The organism is Pelorhabdus sp. sgz311001 (assembly GCF_055901755.1).
Genome location: NZ_JBVXUT010000006.1, coordinates 195,612 through 221,270, shown reverse-complemented (window position 1 = coordinate 221,270; position 25,659 = coordinate 195,612). Strand labels below are relative to the sequence as shown.

General features: G+C 42.4%; 20 protein-coding genes, 1 pseudogene and 1 other annotated feature. Of the genes and pseudogenes, 16 read left to right on the top strand and 5 right to left on the bottom strand.

Features of this window, described 5'->3' with window-relative positions; translation table 11 throughout:
• Positions 1-24 precede the first annotated feature (24 nt).
• A complete protein-coding gene (locus tag AC0MXB_RS15870) occupies positions 25-696 on the bottom strand; it encodes a metal-dependent hydrolase (protein WP_474040725.1) in 672 nt (223 codons plus the stop codon).
• 173 nt (positions 697-869) lie between these two features.
• Between AC0MXB_RS15870 and AC0MXB_RS15865 the strand changes: the two genes are divergently transcribed.
• The 5 genes and pseudogenes from AC0MXB_RS15865 (at position 870) to AC0MXB_RS15845 (ending at position 4,338) form a co-directional block, all read left to right on the top strand.
• A complete protein-coding gene (locus AC0MXB_RS15865; RefSeq protein WP_474040693.1) occupies positions 870-1,094 on the top strand; it encodes a MoaD/ThiS family protein in 225 nt (74 codons plus the stop codon).
• 14 nt (positions 1,095-1,108) lie between these two features.
• Entirely contained in the window at positions 1,109-1,597 is a 489-nt protein-coding gene (moaC, locus tag AC0MXB_RS15860) for a cyclic pyranopterin monophosphate synthase MoaC (RefSeq protein WP_474040692.1), read from the top strand.
• Position 1,598: 1 nt separating this feature from the next.
• Positions 1,599-2,078 (top strand): annotated as a pseudogene (locus AC0MXB_RS15855) (MogA/MoaB family molybdenum cofactor biosynthesis protein); the annotation flags it as partial.
• A gap of 77 nt (positions 2,079-2,155) precedes the next feature.
• Positions 2,156-2,392, top strand: a binding site (T-box leader).
• Between the two features lie 54 nt (positions 2,393-2,446).
• Positions 2,447-3,463 carry a 3-deoxy-7-phosphoheptulonate synthase gene (gene aroF / locus AC0MXB_RS15850; RefSeq protein WP_474040691.1) on the top strand — a complete coding sequence of 339 codons (1,017 nt, stop codon included), beginning with the start codon at positions 2,447-2,449 and terminating at the stop codon, positions 3,461-3,463.
• On the top strand, positions 3,460-4,338 hold the full coding sequence (locus AC0MXB_RS15845; protein ID WP_474040690.1) for a prephenate dehydrogenase: 879 nt from the start codon (positions 3,460-3,462) through the stop codon (positions 4,336-4,338). Before aroF ends, AC0MXB_RS15845 begins: the two co-directional genes overlap by 4 nt.
• Here the strand turns inward: AC0MXB_RS15845 and AC0MXB_RS15840 are convergent.
• Positions 4,331-5,944 carry a GDSL-type esterase/lipase family protein gene (locus AC0MXB_RS15840; RefSeq protein WP_474040689.1) on the bottom strand — a complete coding sequence of 538 codons (1,614 nt, stop codon included), beginning with the start codon at positions 5,942-5,944 and terminating at the stop codon, positions 4,331-4,333. The genes AC0MXB_RS15845 and AC0MXB_RS15840 overlap by 8 nt on opposite strands.
• A 249-nt stretch (positions 5,945-6,193) precedes the next feature.
• On the opposite strand from AC0MXB_RS15840, the gene AC0MXB_RS15835 reads away from it, so the two are divergent.
• The 9 genes from AC0MXB_RS15835 (at position 6,194) to AC0MXB_RS15795 (ending at position 18,252) form a co-directional block, all read left to right on the top strand.
• Entirely contained in the window at positions 6,194-7,414 is a 1,221-nt protein-coding gene (locus AC0MXB_RS15835) for an ATP-binding protein (RefSeq protein ID WP_474040688.1), read from the top strand.
• Complete coding sequence (locus AC0MXB_RS15830; RefSeq protein WP_474040687.1) at positions 7,411-8,574, top strand: PP2C family protein-serine/threonine phosphatase; 1,164 nt, start codon at positions 7,411-7,413, stop codon at positions 8,572-8,574. The genes AC0MXB_RS15835 and AC0MXB_RS15830 overlap by 4 nt, the downstream gene beginning before the upstream one ends.
• A 99-nt stretch (positions 8,575-8,673) precedes the next feature.
• Positions 8,674-9,132, top strand: coding sequence for a tRNA (uridine(34)/cytosine(34)/5-carboxymethylaminomethyluridine(34)-2'-O)-methyltransferase TrmL (gene trmL / locus AC0MXB_RS15825; RefSeq protein WP_474040724.1), 459 nt, complete (start codon positions 8,674-8,676; stop codon positions 9,130-9,132).
• Between the two features lie 64 nt (positions 9,133-9,196).
• Complete coding sequence (locus tag AC0MXB_RS15820; protein ID WP_474040686.1) at positions 9,197-9,550, top strand: YlbF/YmcA family competence regulator; 354 nt, start codon at positions 9,197-9,199, stop codon at positions 9,548-9,550.
• Complete coding sequence (murB, locus tag AC0MXB_RS15815; protein WP_474040685.1) at positions 9,531-10,457, top strand: UDP-N-acetylmuramate dehydrogenase; 927 nt, start codon at positions 9,531-9,533, stop codon at positions 10,455-10,457. Before AC0MXB_RS15820 ends, murB begins: the two co-directional genes overlap by 20 nt.
• A 143-nt stretch (positions 10,458-10,600) precedes the next feature.
• Positions 10,601-12,205, top strand: coding sequence for an MBL fold metallo-hydrolase RNA specificity domain-containing protein (locus AC0MXB_RS15810; protein ID WP_474040684.1), 1,605 nt, complete (start codon positions 10,601-10,603; stop codon positions 12,203-12,205).
• A gap of 161 nt (positions 12,206-12,366) precedes the next feature.
• Positions 12,367-14,175 carry a translational GTPase TypA gene (gene typA / locus AC0MXB_RS15805; RefSeq protein WP_474040683.1) on the top strand — a complete coding sequence of 603 codons (1,809 nt, stop codon included), beginning with the start codon at positions 12,367-12,369 and terminating at the stop codon, positions 14,173-14,175.
• Between the two features lie 116 nt (positions 14,176-14,291).
• Positions 14,292-14,726 carry a cell division protein SepF gene (locus tag AC0MXB_RS15800; RefSeq protein WP_474040682.1) on the top strand — a complete coding sequence of 145 codons (435 nt, stop codon included), beginning with the start codon at positions 14,292-14,294 and terminating at the stop codon, positions 14,724-14,726.
• A 91-nt stretch (positions 14,727-14,817) separates the two neighbouring features.
• Positions 14,818-18,252, top strand: coding sequence for a DNA polymerase III subunit alpha (locus AC0MXB_RS15795; protein WP_474040681.1), 3,435 nt, complete (start codon positions 14,818-14,820; stop codon positions 18,250-18,252).
• A 116-nt stretch (positions 18,253-18,368) separates the two neighbouring features.
• Here AC0MXB_RS15795 and AC0MXB_RS15790 read toward each other — a convergent pair whose 3' ends face one another.
• From AC0MXB_RS15790 to AC0MXB_RS15780, 3 genes are all read right to left on the bottom strand, one after another.
• Positions 18,369-18,947: a YdcF family protein gene (locus AC0MXB_RS15790; protein WP_474040680.1), complete on the bottom strand. Its 579-nt coding sequence runs from the start codon at positions 18,945-18,947 to the stop codon at positions 18,369-18,371.
• A gap of 104 nt (positions 18,948-19,051) precedes the next feature.
• A complete protein-coding gene (locus AC0MXB_RS15785; RefSeq protein ID WP_474040679.1) occupies positions 19,052-20,446 on the bottom strand; it encodes a GntP family permease in 1,395 nt (464 codons plus the stop codon).
• Positions 20,447-20,872: 426 nt separating this feature from the next.
• Complete coding sequence (locus AC0MXB_RS15780) at positions 20,873-22,267, bottom strand: GntP family permease (RefSeq protein WP_474040678.1); 1,395 nt, start codon at positions 22,265-22,267, stop codon at positions 20,873-20,875.
• 484 nt (positions 22,268-22,751) lie between these two features.
• Here AC0MXB_RS15780 and AC0MXB_RS15775 point away from each other — a divergent pair, with 484 nt between their 5' ends.
• Both AC0MXB_RS15775 and AC0MXB_RS15770 read left to right on the top strand, forming a co-directional pair.
• On the top strand, positions 22,752-24,314 hold the full coding sequence (locus tag AC0MXB_RS15775; RefSeq protein ID WP_474040677.1) for an acyl CoA:acetate/3-ketoacid CoA transferase: 1,563 nt from the start codon (positions 22,752-22,754) through the stop codon (positions 24,312-24,314).
• Positions 24,315-24,489: 175 nt separating this feature from the next.
• Positions 24,490-25,629, top strand: coding sequence for an acyl-CoA dehydrogenase (locus AC0MXB_RS15770; protein ID WP_474040676.1), 1,140 nt, complete (start codon positions 24,490-24,492; stop codon positions 25,627-25,629).
• Positions 25,630-25,659 lie beyond the last annotated feature (30 nt).

The window sequence follows — 25,659 nt, the reverse complement described above, 5'->3', positions numbered from 1 at the left end:
CTTAATGAAAGTGCAGGCTTCTTGTTAATCAAGTATAATTTCTTGTCCTGGATTTACGATGCTAACAAGTGATGGCGTTGCTTGTTCTACTTTTTCTTTAAATTCTTCGGGTGATTGGGCAATGACCGGCCAAGTGTTATAATGGATAGGGACAACTTTGCGCGGGTTTAAAAGCTTTACTGCTTCTACTGCATCATCAATGCCCATGGTATAATTATCACCGATTGGTAGAATGGCCCAATCAATTGCTTGCAGACGACCTAAGAGAGCCATATCGCCAAATAGGCCTGTATCGCCGGAATAATAGACGGTTGTGCCGCCGAATGTTACAATAAAACCAGCTGCATGTCCGCCAGGAATTCCAGAACCATGAAAAGCTGGTGTAATTCGAACTTTACCAAAATCAAAGGTGCGAGTGCCGCCGATATGCATGGGATGAGCCTTACAGCCTTCGTCAGTGCATTTATGAGCGATTTCCGCGGTGGTGATCACAAGCGCGCCTGTGCGTTTGGCAATCGCTATTGCATCACCTAGATGATCGCCATGACCATGGGAGATAAAAATATGGGTGCAATCTATTTCATTTATTTTGGCAGTTTGAAACGGATTTTCGCTTATGTAGGGATCAAAGAGAAGCGTGTGTTCACCGTCTTTTAAAGCAAAGCAGGCATGACCGTAAAAGTGAAATTGGACCATTTTCATGAGCCCTCCTTTGAAATAATGTATAGTAGATTTCTCTTTTTCGCGATAAAATCCTTGTTTTAGCTGTTAGATTTTTTTACCGCCGCATAACTACAGAAGGAATTTTTTTACAAATGACCGAATAAAGCCTAACAAAGCATTGAACTTATGATAGAGGAGTTGACTTCATGGTCATCGAAGTGCGATTACATGAAATGTTAAAAAAATATGCGCCGAATAGCAATAGCGGCATTCTGACAGCTGACGTAGCTGAGGATATGACTGTAGGGGAATTGTTGCAGGAGTTGGAACTGGATGAACAAGAAATTCAACGTATGAAGGTGAATCATGAGGCCTGTACGGCAAGATTTATTTTGCAAGATGGCGATCAGCTTGATTTATATCCTGATTAAAGGCGGGAAGAGAAATGGAATTCACTCATTTTAATAAAGATGGGAAAGCCCAAATGGTCGATGTAACAGCGAAAAATGATACAGAACGACTTGCTGTTGCGGAAGGTATTATTACTATGATACCCGATACGCTAGAGCTGATTCAAGCTGGTAAGATTGGCAAAGGCGATGTGTTGGCCGTAGCCCAGGTAGCTGGTATTATGGCGGCGAAACGTACAGCGGAACTTATCCCTATGTGCCATCTGCTGCTTTTGACAGGCGTGGATTTAGAGTTTACTTTATTGCCAGAGGCCGCGGCAGTTCATTGTTTAGCAAAAGTGAAAACCTATGGTAAAACTGGCGTGGAAATGGAGGCTTTAACCGCTGTTTCCGCAGCTCTTCTTACGATTTACGATATGTGCAAGGCTGTTGATAAGACGATGGAGATTGGCAAAATTTCACTGTTGAAAAAAGCGGGCGGTAAAAGCGGTTTGTTTCAGAAAGTGGGGTACGAACATGTTTAGAATTGGAATTCTTACAGCAAGTGATAAAGGAGCGCGCGGTGAACGACGTGATGAAAGCGGGGAACTCATTCAGTCGCTTATTGCTCATTTTGGCACGGTCATAGCTTATCAGATTGTTGCGGATGATCAAATGGAGCTACAGCAGGCTTTATGTCAGATGGCTGACAAAGAACAAGCGGATCTCATTCTAACGACAGGGGGAACTGGTCTGGGGCCGCGCGATGTGACGCCAGAAGCCACGCTTGCTGTTATTGATCGTCAAGTGCCAGGGATTCCTGAAGCCATGCGAGCCAAGTCGCTTACGATTACCCCACGGGCGATGTTGAGTCGGGCGACAGCAGGACTGCGCGGCCGTACGTTGATCGTAAATCTTCCCGGCAGCCCGAAAGGCGTGAAAGAATGTCTTGAAGTGATATTGCCAACCTTGCAGCATGGTTTGGAAATTATGCGCGGTGACGCGACAGAATGTGCGAGAAGTTAACAGTTTTATCATTTTTAACAAAAAAACAATAAAATAGTGTTGACATATAAGCGTCTTTTTGATAAACTTACAAACAACGAAATGCGATGAACAGAAGAAGTAAGATAGCGTAAAGTTGCAGAGAGTCAGGGGGGGGTGAAACCTGATACTTATTCTATCTGAAATACATCTGGAAGCAGCAGGCCGAACTGTAAGTAGGCTGAGCCGGAGTGCCACCGTTATCAGAGGCTAAGGTATCGGCATAGGCCCGTACCTGAATGAGCGGCTTGCATAGCAAGCAGGGTGGTACCGCGGAATTAACTTCCGTCCCTGATTTGAGGGATGGGAGTTTTTATTTTACCCAAAAACAAGTAGGAGGCTAGTATATTATGATTATTGTAATGAAACCAGAGGCAAAGGAAGAGGAAGTTCAAAAAGTAGTAGCAAAGGTTACGGCAGCAGGTTTAAAAGTCCATTTATCACAAGGTAGCCTTCGGACGATTATTGGCGTCATTGGCGATAAAAAGGCGATAGCCGAGTTGCCAGTGGTGGTAATGAAAGGTGTAGAAAAGATTGTGCCTGTGACAACAAGCTATAAATTAGTCAGCAGAGAATTTCATCCGGAAAATTCTGTAATTACAGTAAACGGTTTTGAAATTGGCGGCAAAAATCTAGCTGTTATGGCCGGGCCTTGCGCTGTAGAGAGTGAGGAACAGCTACTAGAATCAGCAAAAATCGTTAAAGCGGCAGGAGCTCAGTTTTTACGGGGCGGCGCTTACAAACCGCGCACATCGCCTTATTCTTTCCAGGGGCTGGAAGAAGAGGGGCTAAAATATTTAGCGAAAGCAAGAGAGTTGACGGGTCTTTCCATTGTCACCGAAGTCGTAGATAGTCACTCTGTACCTGTTGTTAGTCAGTACGCCGATATTTTACAAATCGGGGCAAGAAATATGCAAAACTTTCAGCTGCTTAAAGCGGTGGGAAAAGCGGATCGACCAGTATTACTAAAACGCGGCATTTCTGCAACGATTGATGAGTGGCTCAATGCAGCAGAATACATTTTAAGCGAAGGAAACAGTCAGGTTATTTTCTGTGAACGAGGAATCCGGACTTTTGAGACCCATACGAGAAATACCCTTGATTTAAGCGCTGTAGCCGCTTTAAAAGAGTTAAGTCATTTGCCTGTTATTGTCGATCCGAGCCATGGAACAGGTGTCCGTAGCTTAGTAGGACCGATGGCGAAAGCCGCGATTGCCGCTGGCGCTGACGGATTAATTATTGAAGCTCATCCCAATCCAGCAGAAGCTTTGTCAGATGGTGCGCAGTCTTTAAATCCAGAAGACTTCCAAAGCCTTATGGACAGTCTTAATAAAATTGCTCAAGCTGTAGATCGGAAGCTCGTATGAAAGAAAAAGTGATTGCCATTCTTGGGCTGGGGCTGATTGGCGGCTCTATCGGGCTTGCCTTGACAAGAAAGTGCGATCAGCGGCGAATTATTTTGGGCTGGGATCAATCGCAAGAGGTAATGGACTGCGCTGTGGCGAGAGGAGCCATTGATCGCACCATAACAGCATGGGAAGATCTTGCCACAGTTGACGTCATTTTCCTTTGTACTCCCATGCAAAGTATTTTGCCTTTGGTAAATGAGATACGACCCCATATAAAACCAGGTGCTATTTTAACAGATGTGGGCAGTGTGAAAAAATGCCTCTATGAAGCTTTAAGCAGTCCGACAGAAGACTTTTATTATATCGGTGGCCATCCCATGGCGGGAAGAGAAAAAAGCGGCATAGAAGCAGCTCAGGCCGATCTGTTTGTTAATAAACGCTATATCTTGATTCCAGCAGATCATGTACCGACAGAGGCAGTGGCCCTTTTAAAAGGACTGATAACGGACCTGGCAGCAGACATTTCATTTATGGCGCCAGACAGCCATGATCGCTATGCTGCCGTTATTAGCCATCTGCCCCATGTAGCAGCCGCTGGTCTAGTCAATACGCTAGGCTGTTATGAAGAAAGTGAAGAAATTCTTAATTTGGCTGGCGGCGGTTTTCGTGATACCACGCGAATTGCTTCATCCAATGCGATTATGTGGACAGATATCTGTCTCACTAATAAAGCGGAAATTATCACAAGCCTAAAAAAATATCAGTTGGTTTTAGACCAACTGATTGATTCGATCGAGCAAGAAGAAGAGACTAGTATAAAAGAATTTTTTGCAGCGGCAAAACAGCGCCGTGATCGGTTGTTAGATTGGTGTGATACTAAGAAATCTATCTAGTTACCCGACTCCAGTTGAGATTGATGATTTGTCCCATCAACTTTTTCCCCGCTAAATCAGGATGGAGTCCATCTAGGCCGTAGTATTCGGGCAATAAGCCATCAGGACCAGTCATAAAGGGTTCAATATCAATAAAGTAAGGCTGACTTCTGATGAAACGGTTTACTTCATGAAACTGCGACTTCCAATTTGGTGAGGTTTCTTCATTAAAAGCTCGGTTAATATTATCGGGATTGATGGGAGGCAGCGTTAGAAAGATTGGCCGAATTCCATTTTTTAAACATTTATCACGCATTTTTGCCAAATCGCTAATAACCTGGCTGGCTGGTATGCCACCGCGTAAGCTGTTAGATCCTCCCATAATGATCAGATATTTAGGATGATACGGCAGAACATCCGCGTCAAATCGCGCTAGCATAGATTCTGATGTATCACCGCTTTTGCCTAAATTGACTGTAGGAAACTGAAAATAAGTCTGGTAACTGTATTCCCAGTCGGAGGGGGAGTAGGAAATAGCGCCACCGCCATGCGTAATGCTATCGCCTAAAGTCGCACTGTAGGCGCCTTTACTTAGATCGACTGTAAACGGGGCGCAATCTGAATATTCACCGACTGGAGCTCCCGCTTCATCAAAGCCTCTGACTCGCCAGTAGTAGATGCCTGGCTTGCTGCGTGGCGTTTCATCGTAGCAGTCATTGCCTGTTGTTACAAACTTTGTATCAAGGCGATAAGGCGATGGCGCTACGCCGTTGGAATGATCCGGTTGGCTTAGAATTTCTACTTCATAGCCGCTAACTCGCTGCAAGGGAATCCAACTATAGACAGGGTAAAGCGGTGTAGCCATACCATTTTGATTGAAAAAATTGTTAATTATAGGATGTAAAACTTCTTTTTTATTATGGTCAATATGAAGCTCTGTTGCATCGGAAAAAACGCCGATAGGATTGCCATAATAATCAAGGGCTCGTACGCGCCAGTAAAAGGTCGTTTCCGGTCTATCGCTTACGTCTAGTTGGTAACCGTTTGTATAGACTTCTTGCGTACTAAACAGATGATGGGCCGATAGTGCCGAGCCATTTGGATTTTCCGGCGGACTTGTGAGAATTTCTAATTCATAGGATACAGCTGTGGAAATGGCTTTCCACATAAGAATCGGTGTATCAGAGACGATTTGATTCTCGACTGGCTTGAGTGGAACTGGTTTGTAATAGTTTGTATCAGGTTCTTGCGTATCATATGCTTTGACAAGCGAAATGACATCAGAAGGAGCTCCCAGCGGATGTTGCAAGAGACCAATCGCTGTAACCCGCCAATACGTATGGGCTTTCAGTAAAGGATCAATTGTAAAATGATTCGTCCAACTATAAAAGCTTGTTAAGGTTTGTACGTTTTCGCTGCGGTGGGGATTGGTGGGATTGCTTGTTAAAACTTCAATTTTATATAATACGGGAATAGGGAGCCGCGTCCAGTGTAATACAAGTTGTTCCCCTTCGAGTGAGGCCTCTAACTGTGGTTTAAAATGGGTAAACCCCAAAAAATTAGTCGCTTCCAGTATATAAAAACATAGGATAATCGCGAAAAGCGTAATGAAAAGACGTTTTATCAAGAATCAATGCACCTACTTTGAACGTTAACTTATTATAGCAATATCTACTTTATATTATCACAATTTAGTCGCAAATGACTATGAAAAGCTTGATCAATGGAAAAACAAGGATTTTGGCACTGCGCCAAGCCTTGTTTTTTCTTTTTTACCAAAATTTCGTCATAATCTGAGCAGGAAACAGCCGAGAAAGCGGGAAATGAAATATAAGAGATAGCTGCTCACTTATAAAGGAAAAGCGAGGAGTTACAAATGACGCAGGAAGATCGTCTATTAGAATTAACAAAGCTCAAGGAAGAGCTGGCTGCTGCGAAAGAAGAGGTCCGAAAGGCTAAGTTGGCTAAGGATGAATTTTTGACAAATATCGGTCATGAAATTCGTACTCCTCTAAACGGAATTTTAGGAATGAGCGACTTATTGTTGCAATCGGAACTAGTGCCGCAGCAACAGGAGTATGTCGCCATGATTTATGAATCGGCTTCCTTACTATTAACGATTCTTACGGAGTTGATTGATTATTCGGAGGCGGCGGCCGATAAACTGATTTTTGACACGCGCTTATTTCAACCACGCCAGATCATGCATACCATGCATGCGCTATTGCAGTCGGAAGCGGCGGCAAAAGCGTTGGAGCTAGCGTTTCACGTGGATGAAAATGTTCCAGAGCAGCTTGTTGGCGATCCTGTTCGCTTACAGCAAGTGATTTTGAATCTTGCTGCCAATGCAATAAAATTTACAAGCCAAGGGAATATAACGGTGTCGATGAAGGCTGTCGATATTCAAAGCAATTGTTTGTGGTTGCGCGTGACTGTTGCCGATACGGGAATTGGAATTGCGTCGGAGGACTGTGAGAAGCTCTTTGCGCCCTTTGTGCAGGCCGACGGTTCCTCAACACGCCAATTTGGCGGTACAGGCATGGGACTTGCTTTATGCCGCAAATTTATTGAAAAAATGGGTGGGAAAATCGGTGTTGCTAGTGAACTTGGCAAGGGATCGTCTTTTTGGTTCGTAGCGCCTTTTGGCATAGAAGCGGTTAATTTATTTGCTTTTGATTCTTTGGGACAAACTACTTGTTTGCTACAGGATAGAGCAGTTGAACTCGGTCAAATTGAGGCTCTGCTCACACTAGAAAATTCTGGCACTGAGAATTTTGTTTATGAATTGATTACCATATATTTACAAGAGGCGCCAGCGAATTTTTCTGATCTTGCGGTAGCTTTGCAGCAAGAAAATAGTAAAGAGTTTATTATATTGCTTCATAATTTAAAATCAAGTAGTACTAGCTTGGGAGCTAGGCGCTTTAGTCGCTTGCTGCAACAGATGGAACAATGGGCGAATCAAGGGAATTTCGCCGAATGTCGTCAGCATTTTGCGGCGCTAGAAAGTGAGTTTCAGCAAGTGTATAAAGAATTAGAAGATTTGGTTTCGAATAAACAGTCAGTGCAGTTGCCTGCCAAGGAAAACGAAACATGAAAAAACGTGAGGTGATTCCTTTGTATAAGATTTTAGTTGTTGATGATGTAAGGTTGAACCGCCGATTGATTTCTTCTGTGCTTAGTACTTTGGAGTCTGTTACATTTTTAGAAGCGGAAGATGGTTTTAAAGCAATGGAAGCTTTGGAACGTGAGCCTATCGATTTAGTTATTCTAGATTTAATGATGCCGGGAAAAGATGGTTATCAGGTTCTTGAAGAAGTGAAAGCAAACGAAGACCTTAAAGATATACCAGTGATTGTTTATTCGGCGATGGACGATATTGAAAGCATTGGCCGGGCTCTGGAATTGGGTGCTTACGATTATTTTACTAAGCCGCTCACACCGCAACAAATGAAGGTGATTGTGCCAATCAAAGTAAAAAATGCCTTGGAATCTTATTCCCAAAAGAAAGAACTTATGTCCATGCAGGTAAAAATGCAACTTGAAAGAATGCTTGCTAACGTATTTCACACAATGCTCATGACCGAAGTGAAAAACTTTCCTTCCCTACAAATGTTTGGTAAGTATGTACCTTGTCAAGATATTGGCGGCGTTTTTTATGACTGTGTACAAGAAGGAAATAAGGTTTGGTTTATTATGGCGGAGATGTCTGGTCAAGGGGTCACGGCGGCCATGACAGCAGCTATGGGAAAAATAGAATTTGCACATTCAATCAAGGCAGGTCGTACTCCGGCGGCTGTTTTAGAGCAAATGAATCAGTCTTTTTATCAAATGTTAAAAGGCGCTCAACCTTTTAATGCTTTTGTCGGCGTCATTGAAGGTGAGACGCTTACCTGGGCTAATGGGGGGAACAGTTATCCGTTGTTTTATTCGGCCAAGACTGATACGGCTTTGTGCCTACACCAGGAAAGCTGTTCAGTGGGTCAACAAGACAATGTTCGTTATCAGGAAGAACAGCAGGCTTTTCTGCCTGGAGATATGTTGCTTATTTCTACCGAGGGACTTTTTGATGCGATGATTATCGAAGAAGAAAAAAATATTGGTGAAGATCTACAGCGCTATTTCATGAGTTATAAATATTTACTGCATTCGAATCCACAAGGCTTTTTTGATACTATTTTAAACTTAGTGGGGAATGTGCAGAATCAAAAAATTCGCGATGATATTGCCGTAATGGTTTTACAGGCCAAAGCTTAGTCGCAAGAAATATGACAAACAGGGCAAACTTTGTTGTTTGCTCTGTTTGCTTTTTCTGTTATATGTCGTTTATAATACAATTTATGAGGTGAAATGTCAGTGAATATAGTTTTATTTCAACCAGAAATTCCCGGAAATACTGGGAATATTGCTAGAATGTGTGCGGCCACAGGTTGCAGTCTTCATCTAGTGAGGCCCTTGGGATTTTCAACAGATGATAAGCATTTAAAACGAGCTGGACTTGATTATTGGCATCTTGTTGATGTGTTTTATTATGATTCTTTTGCGGAAGTCGAAGCGAAATTTCAAGGCCATCGCTTTTTTTTAAATACAACAAAAGGGCAGAAAGCCCATAGTGAAATTGCCTTTCAAAAAGAGGATGTCATTGTTTTCGGTCGCGAAACAGCAGGTTTGCCGCAAGAAATTATGGATCGTTATCCTGATAGTTGGCTCAGGATTCCGATGATTGAAGACGCACGGTCGTTGAACTTGTCGAATGCCGTAGCTATCGTAGCTTATGAAGCGCTTCGTCAGATTGGCTATCCTGGTATGCGCTAGAAAATAAAGCATAGGCTTTTATAACTTGCATATATTAACAAAGCAGAATATTGGGGGGAATCCAGTGAGCATTTATGATAAAGCGCATGAATTAGCTCGATTGCTAAATACAAGTGCGGAGTATCAAGCACTTGTCGGAGCCAAAAAGGTTTTAGAACAGGATAGTAAGGCCCAAGAACTTGTACGGGATTTTTTAGCGAAGCAAATGGCTTATGAGTATGACCGTATGACGGGGCAACCGTCAACGGAAAAAGAGGCAGATTTACAAAAATTTATGGAAGTTTTGATGCTGAATCAGACAGCAGCGCAATTTTTGCAGGCTCACTTTAAGTTTCAGCGTCTTATGGCCGATATTTATAAAGTATTAGGTGATTCTATAGCTGAAGGAATGGATATATTTGGAAAATTACCGCGCTAATCAAAAATTTAAGGCAGAGCTTCAAACTGCATTAGTAACAGGTAAAGTTTTATTTGATGAACCGATGAAAGATCATACGACCTTTCAAATTGGCGGGCCTGCTGATTATTTTATTTTGCCAGGCAGTCAACAAGAAGTGGCAGAAGTCATGCGAATTACGGCAAAGCATCAGATTCCTGTTACGGTGATTGGTAATGGCAGCAATCTGCTTGTTCGTGACGGCGGTATTGCTGGGGCTGTAGTTGCTTTAGGCGATAATATGGCATCCATGCAGGCTAATGGCGACACAATTACCGTGGGAGCGGGAGCTCTTCTGGCTGATGTAGCAAAATTTACTGCGACTCAGAAGCTTTCTGGCGCTGAATTTGCCATTGGTATTCCCGGAACCATCGGCGGCGCAGTCTTTATGAATGCTGGAGCTTATGACGGAGAGATCAAGGATATCGTTTTTTCGGTTTCGGCAGTAACGCTTGATGGTCAAGAAATCGTATTGTCTCGACAAGAATTAGCATTTGCCTATCGTCACAGTATTTTTCAAGAAAATCATGCTATTATCTGTGAAATTGTTTTATCTTTACAAGTCGGCGATTCAGCGGCTATTTTGGCAAAAATGGCGGAGCTCACTGCTCGGCGTGAAGCAAAGCAGCCACTTGATATGCCAAGTGCCGGAAGTACTTTTAAACGTCCGCCTGGGCACTTTGCTGGTACGCTGATTGAACAGACTGGGCTGAAAGGGTTTCAAATCGGCGGTGCCGCTGTTAGCGAGAAACATGCTGGTTTTGTAGTGAATTGCGGCGGAGCCACAGCGACAGATGTACTAAATTTGATTGCCGCAGTGCAGCAGAAGGTACAGGCGGCTCACGGTATTTTACTTCAACCAGAGGTACGAGTCATTGGACGCCCTTAATTTTTACGGATTGAACTTTGGCCATGAACGGTTTGCCGTTCATGGTTCTTTTTTTGGGGAAAAGGGAAAAAAGTCTTCTTTGTCGAACTTTTCAGTATAAAGTAATAGGAAAGCAAAGATTAGACGGTAAAGGAGTGGTTATAGTGAAACTTACTTTTTTAGGCGCAGCAATGATGGTAACAGGCTCATCCTATTTACTGGAGGCCAATGGAAAACAGGTGTTAATTGATTGTGGCATGTTTCAAGGCTCAAAAACAATCGAAGCTCTCAACCGCCGCCCCTTTCATTTTATGCCCAATACTTTAGATGCTGTAATTTTAACGCATGCCCATATTGACCATAGCGGACTTTTGCCGCGTCTTTGCCGCGCTGGTTATGGCGGTAAAATCTACGCAACTCCTGTTACAAAAGAGCTGTGCTCAATTATGCTGCCTGATAGCGCTCACATTCAAGAATATGATGCCGAAATTTATAATCGCAAAGGCAAACGGCTTGGACGGCCAGAACTGATTCCCTTGTATACGATTGATGACGCTTATAACTGCTTAAACCAGTTTTCATCTGTTCCTTATCGGAGTGAATTTGAGGTCGCTTCAGGCATTCGTATTGTGTTTCAAGACGCGGGTCACATTTTAGGTTCTTCCCTTTTAGAAGTTTATGTGACCGAAGGTGAAGAAACGACAAAACTGGTTTTCTCCGGCGATTTAGGGCAACCTGATCAACCGATCTTAAAAGACCCTACCTATTTAGAACATGCCGATTATGTCATTACCGAATCGACTTACGGCAATCGGGTTCATGAACACTATGATCGAGAAGAGCGGTTGGCCGAGATTATTCGGGAAACAGTAGAGCGAGGCGGCAATATTATTATTCCCGCTTTTGCCGTCGGGCGAACGCAGACGCTGCTATACTATTTACAAAAACTACTTAGAGAAAAGCGGATTCCAGATATTCCTGTGATTATTGACAGTCCTTTAGCGATTGCAGCTACTAGTATTTTTCTTCGTCATTCGGAAGATTATGATGAAGAAGCCTATGAATTATTAGTGGCTTCAGGCAAGGGGCCAGCGGATTGGCCGAACCTACGGTTTACGAAAACAGCGGAGGAATCAAAAAATATTAATACAATGGATCAATCAGCTGTCATTATTTCAGCCAGCGGCATGGCTGATGCTGGGCGGATTCTTCACCATCTAAAACATAATTTGTGGCGAAGCGACTCAACGGTTCTTTTTGTAGGGTACCAGGCGCAGGGAAGTTTAGGGCGTCGGATCATCGAAGGGGCTAAACGCGTTAAAATTATGGGGGAAGAAGTCGCTGTTAAGGCGAAAATTTGCAATTTAGAAGGCTTTTCAGCCCATGCTGATCAACAGCAACTGCTTCATTGGCTGTCTTCTTTTAAAGAGCCGCCAGCTGGTGTGTTCATTGTTCATGGCGAAATTAACATGTCAGAGCCTTTTGCAAAAGTGGTAGAGGAAACGATTCAGGCGCCTGCCTATATCCCTGCCTATGGTGATGCCATTACCATTACAGGCCGTCACTATGAAGTGAAGGAATCCGATATTGTTATTGTGGACCCTGTTGTGCGGCAAGTGCAGAGCGCGCTTAAAGATATGGAAGAAGAGTATCGTGAGTATAAACAAAAATTCGAAACAATTCTGCTTAAGGAACCAGCACAAGCCGGTAAAGTGCTCGGTCTTATTTCGCAAGTTCGCGGGTTAATGAAAAAGTTTTTTGCTAAATAAAGACAGCGTTTTTGAATTTATGACGGATTTTGTGTAAAATTTTACGGGAAACAATTGACAGAAGGGCAAGAAGTATACTATATTGATATTTAAATGAAACTAGAAAGGATGCTAGGTGGCACAGCATCCTTTTCTCTTTTGTACTTAGGAGGTACTTATACATGAAGCGCGAAGACTTGAGAAATATCGCCATTATCGCTCACGTTGACCATGGCAAAACAACATTGGTAGACGCCATGCTTAGACAAAGCAACGTATTTCGCAGCAATGAACAAGTTGCGGAACGAGTAATGGATTCTAATGATTTAGAAAGAGAAAGAGGCATTACAATTCTTTCGAAAAATACGGCTGTTATGCATGACGGCGTGAAAATTAATATTGTGGATACTCCTGGCCATGCTGATTTTGGCGGCGAGGTAGAACGTGTATTAAACATGGTTGACGGCGTACTTCTGTTAGTTGACGCTTTCGAAGGCCCCATGCCGCAGACGAAATATGTATTGCGCAAAGCCCTAGAACAAAAACTAAAACCAATTGTTGTCATCAATAAAATTGATCGTCCTGATCAGCGCGTAGAAGATGTCGTTGATGAAGTTTTAGAACTCTTTATTGAGCTCGATGCAGATGACGAACAGCTTGACTTCCCTGTTGTTTATGCAACAGCACGTGAAGGCATTGCCAAAATGAGCATGGATGATGATAATAAGGATTTAACGCCGCTATTTAAATTGCTCATCGAAAAAATTCCGGCACCGGAAGGCGAAATTGATGGTCCTTTGCAGATGCTTGTCACTACACTGGATTACGATGATTACGTCGGAAAAATTGCTATCGGTCGTATTATTCGTGGTAAAATGATGGCTGGACAAAATGTCGTTGTTCTAAATGGTGATGTTTCGAAACGGGAACGAATTGGTAAGGTTTATACTTACCAAGGTCTGAAGCGCGCTGAGGTTTCTGAAGCGGCGCTTGGCGATATTGTTTCTGTTACAGGAATCGCTGATATTAATATTGGCGTAACGATTGCTGATCCGGAAAATCCTGAGGCTTTGCCGACAATTAATATTGATGAACCGACCTTAGCGATGGTCTTTAGTGTTAATAACAGTCCTTTTGCCGGACGGGAAGGCCAGTTTGTTACATCCCGTCATTTGCGCGATCGTTTGTTTAAAGAAATCGAAACGAATGTAAGCTTACGCGTTACAGAAACAGATAGCCCTGATTCGTTTGAAGTGGCAGGCCGTGGCGAATTACATTTGGCAATTTTGATCGAAACAATGCGTCGCGAAGGTTTCGAATTCCAAGTAGGAAAACCGCGCGTGTTAAATAAAATGATAAAAGGTCAGCTTTGTGAGCCAATGGAAAATCTGACTATTGACGTACCACAGGAATTTATGGGCGCCGTTATGGAATCGCTCGGAACAAGAAAAGCAGAGCTCGTTAATATGGTGGAATTGTCCGGCTATTTGCGTATGGAATTTATCATTCCAGCTCGTGGCTTGATTGGTTTCCGTTCCGAGTTCTTGACAAATACGAAGGGCAATGGCATTATGCATCATTTGTTCCATGGTTATGCTCCTTTCAAGGGAGAAATTCCAGGCAGAAAACGTGGCGCTCTTGTGGCTTTTGAACAAGGAGAAACGACAGGCTATGGCATTTACAGCCTACAAGATCGTGGAATTATGTTTATTATTCCAGCGCAGGAAGTTTATGAAGGCATGATTATTGGCGAAAATACCAGAGAACTGGATATGGACGTGAACCCTTGTAAGAAAAAACATGTAACAAATATGCGTTCCAGTTCTTCTGATGAAGCGATTCGTTTGACGTCGCCGAAAATTTTAAGTTTAGAACAGGCTCTTGAATATATTAATGATGATGAATTAGTGGAAGTTACGCCGAAAAGCATTCGTTTACGCAAAACCGTTTTAAATCGTCAAGCTCGCGGTCGGGAAAAGAAAAAATCCTAAGGATTTCTTTTCTTACCGTATTTATGGCAGGAGAGATTCTTTTTATCGCGAATTATATTAAGAAATGGCGAAAGATTGAGCTAAGTCGCAGCTGATTTTTAGGAGGCGAAACAATTATGGCTCCTTCTCTATGGGATAAGGTAAAACAATATATTATGCCCGAGAGTCTGAATGAATTATCAGAGGAGAGAGAGCATCGCCTCAGGCCTCATTCTCTTGTGCTGCAAGAATCTCCCCAGGGAAAAATGATTGTACTTTCGCCTGCTATACTTGAGCAGACTTGTTCCTACGCCGATTGGCTACAAGATGGTTCAGCCCTGCTAATCAATTATGCGGGACTGCAGCAATATGAGCAACAGACTATGCATGACTTTTTGCAAGGCGTATGTTATGTGCTTCACGGACAGGCTCAAATCATTTCAGATGAAGTGATTTTGTATGTGCCGGAAGGAGTAGCGGTTTCGTGTGAAAAGGCGTTAGATCGCACCTCTTTCCATGATTTATTTGCTTTTAACAGTCCGATTGCAGTCCAACGTCTCGGATTGCAATAAGATAAAATCTGAACTTTTGAACAGTACTGCTCGCGAGGCAGTGCTGTTTTTTCATACTGCAATATAGCATTTTAGTGTAATGGAGGTTTCTATGGCAGGAAAAACAGAAGGCGAGCAGACTCCCTTTGTTCATCTTCATGTTCACACAGAATACAGTTTACTTGATGGGGCCAGCCGCATTGATCGACTGATCAGCCGGGCGAAGGAAATGAATATGCCGGCGATTGCCATTACTGATCATGGCGTGATGTACGGTTGTATTGATTTTTATAAAAAAGCCAAAAAGGCTGGTATTAAACCAATTATTGGCTGTGAAGTCTATGTAGCGCCAAAGTCGCGGTTAGAGAAAACGACAAGAGAAGGCGATGCCTATTTCCATCTGATTTTACTAGCCGAGACGAATGAAGGCTACCGAAACTTAATTGAGCTGGTATCACGGGGGAATACAGAGGGATTTTATTATAAACCGCGAATCGATCGCGAATTGCTGCGGCAGTATAGTAAAGGGATCATTGTACTGAGCGCCTGTATTGCCGGGGAAATTCCTGCCCAGATTTTACGAGGAAATTTACCGAAGGCGGAAGAGATTTTACAAGAATATCTTGATATTTTCGATACAGATCATTTCTTTTTAGAAATACAAGATCATCGTTTGCCAGAAGAGAAAACGGCAAATGAAGCATTGATTCTTTTGGCAAAAAAATATGGTCTTGGCTTAGTCGCTACGAATGATATTCACTATATTCAGCGGCAGGATGCGGAATTTCATGATGTGTTATTATGCATCCAGATGGGAAAAACGGTTGATGAACCAAATCGGATGCGGTTTCCTAATGATCAATTTTATGTAAAATCAGGCGAAGAAATGGCTGCATTATTTCCTGGTCAGCCGGAAGCGCTAGCGAATACCTTAAAGATTGCCGAACGCTGTCAAGTGGATTTTGACTTTGATCATTATCATTTACCGGAATTCCCGGTGCCGGAAGGTTATACCGCTCAATCTTATCTTCGCCTGCTTTGTGAAAGAAATTTAGAGCGCTGTTACCAAAGTGTAACTGATGAAATAAAAAAACGTCTCGATTATGAATTATCTATTATTCATGATATGGGTTTCGATAGCTATTTTCTGGTTGTGTGGGACTTTGTGGACTATGCCCGGCGGAATGGAATTCCCGTAGGACCTGGCCGCGGTTCAGCTGCCGGCAGTGTCGTATCATATCTTCTCCGAATTACCAATATTGATCCATTGCAGTATGGATTGCTTTTTGAACGCTTCTTAAATCCAGAACGGGTTACCATGCCTGATATTGATATTGATTTTTGCTATGAAAAACGCGGTAGGATTATTGAATACGTAGCTCAGCGTTACGGTGCGGATCATGTAGCCCAGATTATTACTTTTGGTACGATGGCGGCAAAGGCCGCAGTACGTGATGTGGGCAGAGCGTTAAATCTTTCCTATGGCGAAGTTGATAAGATAGCCAAGTTGATTCCTAACGAACTTGGCATTACTTTAAAAAAAGCGCTTGTTCAAAGTCATGAACTGAAAAATCTCTATGAGACAAATGAAGAAGCCAAAAAACTCCTTGATCTAGCTCAGGCGGTAGAAGGACTACCGCGGCATGCTTCGACTCATGCAGCGGGACTGGTTATTGCTAGGCAGCCTTTAACAGAATATGTACCGCTCCAAAACTCCACTGAAGGTTTTTTAACGACGCAGTATGATAAAGATTTGATTGAAGAACTCGGTCTGCTTAAGATGGATCTGCTGGGATTGCGTACTTTGACTGTGATTGGCGACGCTGTTGATTTAATTAGAGAAAATCATGACAGCGCTTTTGACATTGAGGCCATTGCCTTAGCGGATGAAATAACTGCTGCAATTTTAGAAAAAGGTGAAACTTCGGGTGTCTTTCAAATGGAATCATCAGGCATGACTCATTTAGTCAAGGAATTAAAACCTAGTTGCTTTGCCGACCTTATTCCCCTTGTAGCCTTATATCGACCAGGGCCATTAGGCAGTGGTATGGTAACAGATTTTATTGAAGGACGTCATGGCCGCAAAACAGTGAAATATTTGCATCCGTTGCTTGAACCCATTTTAAAGGATACTTTTGGTGTTATCTTATATCAGGAACAGGTTATGCAGATCGCCTCTGTGCTTGGTGGATTTACTTTAGGCGAAGCAGATCTTTTGCGGCGCGCCATGGGGAAAAAGAAACATGAAGTTCTTATGGCCCAGAAAGATCATTTTGTTCAAGGTTGCATCAATAATGGACTTGAGAAAGGTTTTGCGATTGAAGTCTTTGATTTGATGGCTCATTTCGCCGATTACGGCTTTAATAAATCGCATAGTGCTGCTTATGCTTTGGTAGCGTATCAGACGGCGTATTTAAAAGCACATTATCCCCAGGAATTTATGGCCGCTCTGTTAACAAGCGTTATTGGCGCCAACGAAAAAGTTGGGCAGTATATTGAAGAGTGTCGCCGCTTAAAAATTGCAATTTTGCCGCCTGATATTAATGAAAGTCAGTCGCGGTTTTCTGTAAGTGAGCAAGCGATTCGCTTTGGCTTGGCCGCTGTAAAAAATGTGGGTGAGGGCGCCATTGAAAGTATTATTACAGCTCGCAGGCAAGACGGAAAATTTACATCTATGATTGATTTTTGCCGTCGCGTTGATATGCGGCTTGTTAATAAGCGGGTCATGGAAAGTCTTATTTTATGCGGCGCTTTTGATTCTTTAGGGTATAAGCGCTCACAACTGAAACAGGTTATTGATAAAGTTGTCGAAACAGCCCAACAACTGCAAAAAGATTTACAAAGCGGCCAAATTGGTCTGTTTGGCGACGACGATCTGACAAATCAGGTGCATATCGACCTTCCTGATCTGCCAGAGTTGCCGTTGTTAGAGCGTTTGGCCATGGAAAAAGAAATCATCGGCTTTTATATTACGGGTCATCCCCTTGATTCTTATCGCGAACAGTTTCGCTCTTTGACGGCGATCAAGGATATTTTGTCAGGCGATCTTGCAGATGGTCGGACCGTACGTATTGGCGGTATGATTATTGGCGCGAAGCGAATCAGCACCCGAAATGGTGAGCTTATGTGTTTTTTAGAGCTGGAAGACCTGACGGATCATATCGAAATTGTTGTATTTCCTCGCGTTTTTGACCAATATAGTTCGCTGTTGCTATTAGATAAAGCAGTGATTATACAGGGACGTATCAGTAAAAATGAAGAATCTGCTAAGATTTTAGCAAGTACGATTCGCGAATTAGGTGCAAGTACTGCCGACAGTAATAAAGAAGTGCATATTCGTATTGCTGTTCACCAGGAAACACCAGAAATTATGGCTAAATTGAAAGATTTGCTTGAGGCGAAAGCTGGAGAGTCGGTTGTGTATCTTCACTTTGCTGGCAATAAAAAAGTAATTAAAACAGATCGCGGTTTTTGGGTTGATTTATCGACAGATATTGTGCCTAAACTGCTCCAGTTGCTTGGTTCTGGTTCGGTAACAGTTGCTTAATATGGAATAAATAAAAAGACAGTCCTTTAGTCGGTATGAATTGCCCCCAATCAATTAGACCATAAAAATCTAACTTTTTGGGGGCATATCAGAATGTATGACTTAAAGGGCTGTTTTTATTTTGACGGGATGAACAGCAGGGCTGCTGCCGCGGCGCCTTCTCGCGCATATTGTTTTGCTGTGAAATAAATATTGTTAGGTAGCGGGGCCGGAGCGCCTGTTGCTTCAAGGCCTATTTGGTTGGCGAGCAGTAGAGCGCGGTGTATGTGAGAAGTGTTTGATACGATGATCGCATTATGACAGTTCATTTCTTCCATGATTTTTTTTGAGTTTGCTAAATTTTGATAGGTATTATAAGAGTGTTCTTCCACATAAATCACATCTTCTGATACGCCTTGCTGTAAAAAGTAGTCTTTCATAGCTTGTGCTTCTGAAATATCTTCATCGGAGCCTTTAGCGCCGCTCACGATGATTTTTTTTGCATACCCTGCTTCATAAAGACGGTAAGCCTCTTGCAGCCTTAATTGAAGCACTGCACTAGGTTCATGACCGATTAATCGAGCGCCTAGTACAATGAGTACATCACTGGGCTTAGGTTGACTTGTCAGGCCCGCATCGATGATGGGAACTTCGATGAAGAGAAAAAACGTGAGTAGAATGGTCGCGGTGAGAAACGCTTTTTTTGCTGTGATCAACCTAATTCCTCCTTTAAGAAGAAGCATTCTCATATATTATACTCGTTTTTGGTGTAAAGAAAAAGCTGCTCCTGGCGGAGCAGCTACCATTACTGATTTTGTTTTTACAGAATGCCTGTAATGGAATGAAGCAAAATAATGAGGAAAACCATACAGGTTTTAATAACAGTCATAGCAAAAATATCTGGGTAGGATTCGCGGTGAGTCATACCGCAAACGGCGAGAAGCGTGATGACTGCGCCGTTATGAGGAAGCGTATCCATGCCGCCGGAAGCCATGGAAGCGACACGGTGAAGAATTTCCGGGGACATTCCAATGGAATTTGCCCAGGCGAGCCAGTCTTTAGACATTAAATCTAGGGCAATAGACATACCGCCGGAAGCGCTGCCTGTGACACCAGCTAGTACGTTTACGGTAACGGCTTCTGATACGAGCGGGCTGCCACCGACTTTGATGGACATGAGAGCAGCGGAAATGTGTTTAAAGCCGCTTAAGGACGCAATTACGTTGCCGTAACCTACTTCAGAAGCTGTGTTCATAATGGCAAGCAGGGAACCGATAGTACCAGCGTTTAACGCTTTGATCAAGCCACCAGAAGAAAGTCTTGTAAAGCCGAGAGCAATGGCCAACAAAATGCCTGAAACTAGAGCGATAATGAGTGACCAAATGCCAAGAACATTTTTGACGCTGGCTGCTACAAGCGGCAGCTTCATATCTTGGAATACCTTTAAAATTGCGGGATCCCACTCAACGCGGGTCATCATAAAATTGATTACTAGAACAGCCAACAGCGGTAAAATAGCAAGCTGCCAAGGCGGTAAATTCGTTTCGTTTTTTACTTCTGGTTCATTTAACGTGTGATTGCCATAGCCTTCACCGGCTGCCGCAGCAGCTTTGCGGCGGTGTTCTAAGTAGAAAAGGCCTAAGGTATAAATTGAAATGCCGCCGATAATGCCGAGAATAGGTGCGGCATAAATATTCGTGCCAAAGAAGTTTGTTGGGATAAGGTTTTGAATTTGCGGCGTTCCTGGGAAGCAATCCATGGTAGCCGTAAAAGCGCCAAGAGCAATAGAACCAGGTAACAGCCGTTTGGGAATGTCTGCTTCTTTATACAAAGCTGCAGCAAACGGATATACGGCAAATACAACGACAAAGAGGCTTACGCCGCCGTAGGTAAGGACCGTACAGGCGAGAACAACAGACAAGATAGCGCGTTCTCTACCGAGCGATTTTATAATGGCATGGGCAATTGATTTTGCCAAGCCGGTATCTTCCATAACTTTGCCAAAAACAGCGCCGAGCATAAACACAGGAAAAAATGATTTGATGTAGGTGACCGCTTTGGCCATAAATAATTCTGTATAAGCTGGCATGAGCGGAAGTCCCGAAAGCGAGGCTGCCAATAAAGCAAAAACCGGGGCGAAGAGGATCACGGAAAAGCCGCGGTAAGCAAAAAACATGAGAAGAAATAGACTTAAAATAATACCTATGACTTCCATTGTAGTCCACCGTCCTTTGTCAAGTTATTTTAGCTTATCACTCATACCAAGGAAAAGTTTGATCTTCACCTCCCTCAATAACGAATCAATATAGGGTATATACTTATTATGTTTAAAATGCAAGATTTATACCTGGAATCTTATTTTCTATTGAATAAGTGAGCTAAGAAGAGTGTGGATGAGAAAATAGAAATGTAAAAAATATAAGTTTTTTTTAATTAGATTGAATATATAAAAAATAGTGATTATTTTGTCCGATTGCGTCTAAATTTATATACATATTATGTCCAGAAATTGATCTTCTAGACAACGTAAGACGGCGGCGCTACTGCGCCGCCGTCCATAAAACCCTCACTTCAACATCATACATACAATGCAAAAATACAAACTACTTTTCTTATTTCTCTATTTTTATATTTTGTTGTTTTATAAAATACCTGTTACAGAGTGAATTAAAATAATGACAAAGCACATGAATGTTTTAATACAAGTCATGGCAAAAATATCAGGGTATGATTGTCTATGTGTCATACCGCAAACGGCGAGAAGCGTGATGACTGCACCGTTATGAGGAAGCGTATCCATGCCGCCGGAAGCCATGGAAGCGACACGGTGAAGAATTTCCGGGGACATTCCAATGGAATTTGCCCAGGCGAGCCAGTCTTTAGACATTAAATCTAGGGCAATAGACATACCGCCGGAAGCGCTGCCTGTGACACCAGCTAGTACGTTTACGGTAACAGCTTCCGATACGAGCGGGCTACCGCCGACTTTGATGGACATGAGAGCAGCGGAAATGTGTTTAAAGCCGCTTAAGGACGCAATTACATTGCCGTAACCTACTTCAGAAGCTGTGTTCATAATGGCAAGCAGGGAACCGATAGTACCAGCGTTTAATGCTTTGATCAAACCACCTTTTGGCAGCTTTGTAATTCCTAGTAACACAGCTAGAACAATACCGCAGATCAAGGCGATAATCAGAGCCCAAATACCGAGAACGTTTTTTATACCAGCTGCAACAAGGGGAATTTTCATGTCTTGGAAAATAGTAATTAATGAAGGGTCCCAATTTACTTTTGTAATCAAGAGATTTACGACCAGAACAGTAATTAATGGAAGAATTGCTACATACCAAGGCGGAAGTGTTACGTCTTCTTTTACTTCAGGCTCATTTAAGGTATGGTTACCATAGCCTTCGCCAGCGGCCGCAGCTGCTTTACGACGATGTTCCAAGTAAAAAAGACCTAATGTGTAGATTAGAATACCGCCGATAATGCCGAGGATTGGCGCCGCATAGATTGTTGTGCCGAAAAAGTTAGTAGGAATGAGATTTTGAATTTGTGGTGTGCCAGGAAAGGAATCCATTGTAGCGGTAAAGGCGCCGAGGGCAATGGTACCAGGTAATAGGCGTTTGGGAATATCTGCTTCTTTATATAATGCTGCAGCAAAAGGATAGACTGCAAATACAACGACAAATAAACTAACACCGCCATAAGTTAACACCGTACAGGCTAGTACGACAGAGAGAATCGCTCTTTCTTTGCCCAGTGACTGAATGATGGAACGAGCAATTGCTTTGGCAAGTCCAGTGTCTTCCATGACTTTGCCGAAAACGGCTCCTAACATAAAGACGGGGAAAAACGATTTGATGTAGACAACTGCTTTAGCCATAAATAATTCCGTATAAGCAGGCATCAGGGGTAATCCTGACATAGAAGCGGCAAGAAGGGCGAAAACAGGAGCGAATAAAATAACCGAGAAACCGCGATAGGCAAAAAACATAAGTAAAAACAGACTGAGGAGAATACCAATTACATCCATTCTAAAATCACCATCCTAAGTAAAGTTTGAGAAAACCGATGAAACACGTCACTCCTTTCGGGGAAAAATTTGTGATATTTATAACAAGTGTTATTGCAAGTTATATACCAAAATGAGTGGGAATTTGAAAATAGTCGTATTATTTCTAAATAAATCGTTTGAAATATATAGTGAATTTTATGAAGTCAAAAAAAACAGAAAAATTATTTGTGATTACTGTGCACTAATATGTACATAAAATGTCTATTAATTAGACATGTATGTCTAATATTAGACAGTTTTATCAAATGAATGGCTTGCAAATATTTTAAATAACGGGAATTGTACAAAAATATTTTGTAAGCAAACAATCGAAAACATTTGACTTTGTGAAGAAAAGTGCGAAGTTTTATTATAATTTTTCAGATTTTTAGAAATTTGGCACGGCAATTGCATTTTTTATGGCTGAATAGGTTTTGAGTTTATCTTTAAGGAGGAGTTAGATATGGCAAAAGTGATTACAAAGCAGGAAGCGGTGGCGTTGATTCATGATGGCGCAACAGTAGCAACTTCCGGTTTTCTTGGCAGCGGTCATCCTGAAGCTATTACGGCTCAAGTAGAAGAAACTTTTTTGCAGAGTCAATCACCCAAAAATCTAACCTTGGTTTATGCAGCAGGGCAAGGGGACGGCAAGGATCTTGGGTTAAATCATTTTGGTCATGCCGGGCTTGTAAAGCGAGTCATTGGCGGCCATTGGAATTTATCGCCAAAACTGGGCAATTTGGCTGTAGAAAATCAAATTGAAGCTTATAATTTACCACAAGGAACGATTGCCCAATGGTTCCGTGGAGTTGCTGGCAAAAAACCTGGCGTCATTACAAAAGTCGGTTTAAATACCTTTGTAGATCCACGGGTAGAAGGCGGTAAAATTAATGCAGCTGCTAAGGAAGATCTTGTTGAAGTTGTCGAACTCGGCGGCGAGGAGTGGCTGTGGTATAAGCCTTTCCCGATTGATGTGGCTCTTGTTCGCGGTACTAGTGCCGACGAAAAAGGTAATATTACAATTGAACGCGAAGCTGTTTCGCTCGAAATTTTACCTATTGCTCAAGCTGCCAAAGCTTCCGGTGGAATTGTTATTGTTCAAGTCGAAAGAATTGTTAAAAACGGTACCCTAGCGCCGATGAACGTGAAAATTCCTGGTTTGATTGTTGACTATATCGTTGTAGCTGAACCAGAGCATCATAAGCAGACTTATGGTGAAGCTTATAATCCGGCTTACTCTGGTGAAGTGCGCGTGCCATTAAACTCTCTACCTCCGATGAAATTAAATGAAAGAAAAGTCATTGCTCGCCGTGCCGCTTTAGAACTTATTTGTAATGCGAAAGTAAATCTTGGTATTGGCGTGCCTGAAGGAATTTCTATGGTTGCCAATGAAGAAGGAGTCGGCGACACGATGACCCTGACTGTTGAAGCTGGGCCTGTTGGCGGCGTACCTGCTGGCGGATTAAGCTTTGGTGCTACAACGAATGCCGAAGCAATTTTGGATCAACCCTACCAGTTCGACTTTTATGACGGCGGCGGTTTAGATTTAGCATATTTGGGTCTTGCCGAAACCGATCCTGAAGGAAATATTAATGTAAGTAAGTTTAAAGGTCGTGTTGCTGGTTGCGGCGGATTTATTAATATTACACAAAATGCTAAGAAAGTAGTTTATTGTGGTACCTTTACAGCCGGTGGACTCAAAGTAGCTGTTGGTGATGGCAAACTGACGATTGTTCAGGAAGGAAAGGCTAAAAAATTCCTAAAACAAGTGGAACAAATTACTTTTAGCGGCGCCTACGCTCGCAAAGTGAATCAACCTGTCCTGTATATTACCGAAAGAGCTGTATTTGAATTGACAGATAAAGGTCTTACTTTAACCGAAATTGCGCCAGGCGTAGATTTGGAAAAAGACATTTTGGCACACATGGAATTTAAGCCAGAGATTTCGCCAAATTTAAAAACTATGGATGCTCGTATTTTTACGGATGCACCTATGGGAATTAAAGAAGAAATGCTTACTTGCTAGTTTGGAGCGTCTGATGTACTAAAAGCTGAATATTTTGTAGAAAAATAGTTTGTATAAAAAATAGTTTCATGCAAAGGTATTTTGAATATTTTGGCGAAAGAGTATAATCAGACAGTTTTCTTTATAACTCATGTTTCACTAAAAAAGGCAAGAGATAAAAGGAGAGTGTATTGTAATGAAATTTGAAATGACAGAAGATCAGGCTTTAATGAAAAAACTTGTTCGTGAATTTGCTGAAGCTGAATTGGCTGAAGGCGCATCAGAAAGAGACGAAAAAGATATTTTTGACCGTAATTTATATGACAAAATGGTCGAATTAGGCTTGTCAGGAATTTGCTTCCCTGAAGAGTATGGCGGAGCTGGCGGCGACGGTCTAACTTATATTATGGCAGTAGAAGAAATCTCCCGCGTTGATGACGGTTTGGGTATTGCTCTTTCTGCTAGCGTATCGCTTTGCGCTTGGCCGATTTTTAAATATGGTACAGAAGAACAGAAGAAAAAATTCGTTACTCCTATCGCAGAAGGTACTTCTCTAGGCGCTTTTGGCTTGACAGAAGCCAATGCTGGTACTGATGCGAGTGCACAACAATCCATCGCAGTCAAAGACGGCGATGACTATATTTTAAATGGTAGCAAAATGTTTATTACGAATGCCGAAGTTGCTGATATTTATGTTGTTTTTGCTATGACTGATCGTTCGCAAGGAACGAAAGGGATTACCGCATTCATTTTGGAAAAAGGCATGCCAGGCTTTACTTTCGGTAAGAAAGAAGACAAACTTGGTATTCGTTCCTCTCAGACTATGGAATTGATTTTCCAAAACGTCCGTGTTCCAGCAGCAAATCGTCTTGGCAAAGAAGGCGAAGGCTTCAAAATTGCTATGACGACTTTAGATGGCGGCCGTATTGGCGTTGCCGCTCAGGCTCTTGGAATTGCACAAGCAGCTTTGGAACATTCTATTAAATATTCCAAAGAACGCGTTCAGTTCGGCAAACCGATTGCAAAACAGCAGTCACTTGCTTTCATGATGGCTGACATGGCTACGAAAATTGAAGCTTCTCGTTTGCTCGTATATCAAGCTGCTTATCTGAAAGATCAGGGCAAACCTTATTCGAAAGAGGCTGCTATGGCTAAAATGTTTGCTTCTGATTCAGCAATGGAAATTACGACAGATGCTGTTCAGATCTTCGGTGGTTACGGCTATTCGAAAGAATATCCTGTAGAACGTCTCTTCAGAAATGCGAAAATTTGCCAAATTTATGAAGGCACAAATCAGGTACAACGTATGGTTGTTTCTGGCGCTATCTTGCGGTAAGGGGCTTTTGCCCCCCGCTTTTACTAATGT